The 6,109-nt window shown below is 45.2% G+C and carries 2 protein-coding genes; both read right to left on the minus strand.

Annotation, left to right across the window (positions count from 1 at the left end):
* Positions 1 to 3,802 (minus strand): PAS domain S-box protein (locus tag H6S82_RS14640; protein WP_191056356.1); only part of this gene is annotated, 3,802 nt, incomplete at its 3' end.
* A gap of 258 nt (positions 3,803 to 4,060) precedes the next feature.
* Positions 4,061 to 6,109: GGDEF domain-containing phosphodiesterase (locus H6S82_RS14645; RefSeq protein ID WP_191056357.1), on the minus strand; the 2,049-nt coding region annotated here is incomplete at its 5' end.

Here is a 6,109-nt window from a genome sequence, read left to right on the forward strand (position 1 = left end):
GGGGAGTGGGGGAAGTATTAAATAAATTTGCTTCTGTTTTCCGATTTTCCTGTTGTCCTGTTTTCCGCTTCTCCCGCTCTCCCGCTCTCCCGCTCTCCCGCTCTCCCGCTCTCCCTCTGCTCCATTCCTGACAAATGCGACGAGTCGCTTCCAGTCCGTCCATCTCTGGCATCTGCACGTCCATGAACACCAAATCGTAAGGCTGGCGGTGCAAAGCTTCCAGCGCCTCTCGTCCGTTATTGGCAACATCGGCGCGATAGCCCAACTTATGGAGCATTTGCAAAGCTACTTTTTGGTTTAAGCTTACGTCTTCTACGAGCAGAATGCGTAACGGCAGTTCTTTTGCCATTTGGCAATCAAATTGGGAAAGTGAGGCGCGGTCAGAACTTAACGAGACAAGTTGTTTGCTTAAAATCCGAGTCAAAACATTATAAAGCTGAGATTGCTTGATCGGCTTACTCAAAAAAGCTGCAAAGTTAGCTCGTTGTGCGGCTTCTTCTTTTCCCACCCAAGCTACAGAACTGAGCATCACCAAGGGTAGTTTTTCGCAGTTCGGTACCGAGTGAATCTGCGCCGCCAGAATTATACCATCCATTTCTGGCATTTGCATATCCAAAACGGCAATATCAAACTGCTCTCCAGTGCTAAGCAATTCTAGAGCTTCAGGGCCGGAATTAGCCGATCGCACCAGCATTCCCCAGGATTGTGCTTGCAGGGTGAGAATTTTGCGGTTAGTGGCGTTGTCATCTACTACTAGCAGTCGTTTTCCGCTTAAATCTGGCTGTAGAACTTGAAGGTCAACTAGAGGTATAGCGGGAGCCGACTCGGCTCGCATGGTGAAGTAAAATGTAGAACCATCTCCTGGAGTGCTTTCTACCCACATTCTGCCGCCCATCATTTCGCTGAGCCGTTTGCTAATCGCCAATCCCAGTCCCGTACCGCCGTAGCGGCGAGTCATTGAAGAATCAACTTGGCTGAAGGGCTTAAACAGTCGCGCTAAGCGTTCTGGAGAAATACCGATACCGGTATCTTTGATGGCAAATTCAATTTCGTAAGTTGTCAGTTGTCGATCGTTTCGATCGGCATTTGATAGCTGACGGCTGACTGCTGAGACAACGACTTCACCCCGTTCTGTGAATTTAACCGCATTACCGATCAGATTTACTAAAATCTGTCGCAGTCGCGTCACATCTCCCACTATGGCGCAAGGTGTTTGCGGATCGATTAAATAAGCTAAATCTAGATTTTTTGCTGCTGCTGCTGGGGCTAAAAGGTCTAACGCTTCCTCAACGCAAGTCCGAAGGTTAAAGGATTGTGTCTCTAAATCCAGCTTGCCAGATTCAATTTTAGAAAAATCTAAGATATCGTTAATGATGGTTAACAGGGCGTCGCCGCTAGCGCGAATGGTTTCTACAAAGTCCTGCTGTTGGGGAGTAAGCTTTGTATCCAGCAGCAATCCGGTCATACCGATGACTGCATTCATGGGTGTGCGAATTTCGTGGCTCATCATCGCCAAAAACTCGCTTTTCGTCCGATTTGCTGTTTCTGCTTCTCTTTTTGCCTGTTCTAGTGCCATATTTTTGATCGTTAATTCTGAGCGCCCTTGGGTTTCCACTTTGAGCAGATTGGCTTGTGCAAGGGCGATCCCGACTTGCGCCGCTACTGATTCCAGCAGCTCGATTTCATCTGCTGTCCACTCGCGCAAGCGATCGCACTGATGCAAGCATATTCCTCCGTTTGCTTCTCCTTGGTAGGATGCGCGAACTGACAGGATAGATTTGACGCCTAGCTGGCGCAAAATCGGTTCGCCCTCTTTTACAAAAGGGTCGGCGTAAACATCCGCGCAGGCTAAAGTTCGGTCTTGTGCGATCGTCTGTTCTAGATAGGAATTGCCAACACTAGGAATGTTTATATGCAGTGCGGATGGGTAACCGGGCTCCACATACTCAACAACAAAGGGAATTTCAGGAGTTGGTTGAGTTACGTAGGTATAAATTAAGCAGCGATTCACACCAAACGCCTTACCCAGCAAACTACTTGCTGTCTCAAAGATTTGCTTGGTATCGAGGCTCTGCCGTATTTCTTGGGTTATTTGTTTGAGCAGCAAAGCCCTGCTAAATTGTTGTTCTAATGCTTCTTGTGCTTGCTTTCTTTTTGTAATATCAAAGCGAATTGCTAGATACTGATATGGTTTTCCTTTCTTATCTAAAAATGGCACAATTGTGCTATCAGCCCAATAAAATGTGCCATCTTTGGCGCGATTTTTGATTTCGCCTTGCCAAACTTCCCCACGGGTAATGGTTGACCAAAGTTCTTTAAAGAAATCCGGGGGATGATAATTTGATTTGAGTAGGCGGTGGTTTTGACCGATCAGTTCTTCTCTAGAATATTGAGAAATTTCGCAGAATTTATCGTTGGCGTAAGTAATATTGCCTAGTCGGTCGGTAATGGCTACTATTGCCGCTCGATCGACAGCTAATTTTTGAAATCCCAGTTCTCGCAGCATTTTATCGAAAGCTTCTGCGGATTTTTTGCGTTCGCTGATATCGTTTCCGATGCTCAAAAATCCAGTAATATTGCCTGCTGTATCTCGCAATGGCGTTACCGACAAGAGTACTGGAAAACGGGAACCATCTTTACGAATATACGACCATTCGCGCTCATCGGTTTGCCCCTGGCGTGCCCGAGTAACCAATACTTCAAATCCTGGCTCGATTGTAATTCCAAGCTCCTGGGATAGTTCTTGCGCTCGTTGTGCAATTTCGTCTTTATCGTGAATAATGGCAGGGGTTGTTTTGTGGATCGTTTCTGCTGCTGTGTATCCCAGCAATCGTTCGGCGGCGGCGTTAAATGTACAAATTGTACCGTCTGCTGTGGTGGAAATAATTGTATAATTAGTGCTATCTAGAATTGCTTGCTGTAGAGAGGCAAGTGCCTGAAGTTTTTCTTCCGTTTTTTCTCGTTCGGTTATTTCTTGTTGTAGCTTTCTGTTAGTAATTTCAACTTGTCTGGTGCGAAGCTTTGCTGTTTGTGCAAAATATATTGCTACTGCCAATGTCCATGCTGTTAGCAAACCGCCTATTAATACTACTGTGGGCAGCGGATTGCGGACTTTTTCTAGTAATGTTGGAGCCAACCATATTTGCATATGTAATTTATTATTATTAAAGGCAATATCTATTTTTTGGCTAGATTTATTGTTTAAATTAATATAATTGGGATTATAACTATAAATTTGTTCTTTACCGTCAAATATGGCAATAGCATATCCATCTAGATGATGTTCTGTTAAAACTTTTTGCATTAATGAATCAACTCGAAATACCCCAAGGATAAACCCCTCATTTTTTTGGCCTTTGAAAATAGGGACATACACTAAAAATCCCTTGCCTTCTTGGACTAGATTGACAATTTTAGTAACAGTTGTTTTCCGGTTTTTTAGAGCGTTTTGTAGTGCTACTCGTCGTCGCGTATCGACACTAAGGTCAAGGTTTTGCGCTGCTTCGTTGCCTGCTAGCGGTACGATCCAGCGAACCCGAAATGAGGTGTCTACCCATTCGATCGCCTGATAGCCTCCGAAATCGTTTATGTAAAATTTGGCATCAGATTCCCACTCGTTTCTGGGTGTCTCTCCTCGCATTTGCCACCGTTCTTTCATCCGTTCCAATGCTTTGATGCGAGTTTCTACCTGTTGTGTAATTTCAGTTTGCAAAAATTTTGATTCAACCTGGATCGACTGTTCGATTTGTTCGTTTTGTTGCGCTATTATAGATTGCCAAATAAAAATAGTTGCTATTGTCATAACAATAACTATATAAATAGGTACCAAATACAGTTTATAGTTGATTTTTTTTGAAGTAAATAGCATATTTAAAACCTAAGTTAAAATTTCTAACGATCGTAGCTTAAGCTTGTTGTAAATGCGTGGCGCTCGTCTGATACAAAGTTTCAAAATTTATCGGGTTTTCTAAATAAGCATAAATATTTGCTGAAAAATAAGTTCGAGGTTGAACATAGCAGTTCCTCCAGCAGTTAGTTCTGAATTAGATGTTCTAAAAATTTACCGAAAATGGTTGAGTAACCCCCATGCAGTGGCGCTGGCGATCGGCTTAGAGAAAAAGTACCCTTGTCCATATTCGCATTGCAGCGCCTGGAGTTGCGCCAGCTGCTCGACTGTTTCTACACCCTCTGCGATCGCATCCATACCCAAACTGTGAGCGAGGGTGACGATCGTTCGCACAATTTCTAAACTGTCGCTATCGACGCCCAGAGATGAGATAAACGAACGGTCGATTTTTAAAGTATCGATCGGCAGTTGGTGGAGACGCGCCAAACAAGAGTAACCGGTGCCAAAGTCATCGATGGAAAGCTGAATGCCTAAATCTTTTAACTGTTGCAACATTCTCTTTTCGGAAACCATATTTCCGGCTAACTTGCTTTCGGTGATTTCCAGTTTCAAACTCCCAGGGTATATGCCAGTTTCCCGCAGAATGCGATCGATTTGCTCGATTAAGTCAAGTTGCGATAACTGGAAGCCAGATAAATTGACGCTCAAAGTCAAGGGAACTTCGGTTGGAAAAGCCTGCTGCCAAACAGATATCTGGCGACAAGCTTCCCGCAGCACATAGCGATCGATCGCGGCAATCAGTCCTGTTTCTTCTGCCAGAGGGATAAACTCGCTTGGGGAGATAATACCTCTCTTGGGGTGCTGCCAGCGTACTAGCGCCTCAAATCCGCTAATGCGACTGCTTTTAAGCGCGACGATCGGCTGATAGTAAACTTGCAACTCGCGACGTTCGATCGCTCGCCGCAAATCTGTTTCCATCTGCAATTGCGCTACAGCACCTGTGTGCCATCCGGGCTCAAATATGGCATAACAAGCTTGTTTGACGCGCTTGCAAGCGTGCATTGCCGTATCGGCAGCTTGCAGGAAATCTTCCGGTCGCCTATATCCTATAGAGCTGAGGGCAATGCCAATACTGGCGCTGATGTAAACTTCGCGTCCATCCAGTAGGAAAGGTAATTGTAGCGCGTCGTAGATAGAATTTGCTATCTCGGTAACTTCCTCCTGTTGCTCTACAGGAGTAAGAATAATGGCAAACTCGTCTAATCCCACTTGCGCCACGAAAAAATTGAGGTTTTGGCTTTTTTCCTGGCAATTGTATGGAAATGTGGATTTTGAATTGTGAGAGAGGCGATCGATTTCTTTTAATTCTCTCAATTCTGTATTCTCCATAGCAGATTTTGATGGAAAATCTGCTTTTTCAAGTTCCAAGTTGTTAACGAGCAGGCACCCAAAATTGCTCAGGCACTCCTCTAAGCGACGAGCTGTGGCAATCAGGAGTCGATCGGCAAGTAGGTGTCCCAGGCTGTATTTGACTATCTGGAAGCGGTTCAGATTCAAAAACAGCACGGCAAATTTGCCATCGGAGACGGGGGAGAATGTTTCTCTGCTACCCTTGTGGCTTCTGGCAATCAAATTTCCCAATCGCTCTAGGAACAAAGCTCGGTTGGGCAGTTTGGTGAGGGCATCGTAAAAGGCATAATAACGCAGTTGTTCTTCCGCTTGTTTGCGATCGCTAATATCGGCGATCGTAGCCACGTAGCCGGTGACTTTTCCATTTGGGTTTGTTTCGGCGATCGCCTGACCCAATACCCAAGTTACAATTCCATCCGGACGCGCAAACCGATACTCGGATTTAAAGCACAAATTTTCTTTGGCTTCCCGATACCATTGGTTGAGAACGCGCTGTCGATCTTCGGGGTGTATCGCTTTTGTCCACCCTTCACCCAAAGCTTCTGCTAGCGTCAGTCCGGTAATTTCGCACCATTGCTCGTTGACGTGCAGGCAGTGACCTTCCGCATCTGTGTAGAAAATGCCGACCGGCGATACTTTTTCCAAAATTTGATAGCGACGTTCGCTCTCTTGTCGCTTTTGCTCTGCTCGTTTGCGATCGGTAATGTCGCGACTGACTGTGGCAATGGCGACAGGCTTATTTGTATCGGGGTCTTCGATCGCAAACGAGTTTTGATAAATTGCGATCGGTGTGTTAGTCTTAAAATGCCTAAAGCGATATTCTCCTTGCCAAGAGCCATTCTGCACGATTTT

It is taken from the genome of Planktothrix sp. FACHB-1355, assembly GCF_014748295.1.
Classification (GTDB): domain Bacteria; phylum Cyanobacteriota; class Cyanobacteriia; order Cyanobacteriales; family Aerosakkonemataceae; genus Aerosakkonema; species Aerosakkonema funiforme_A.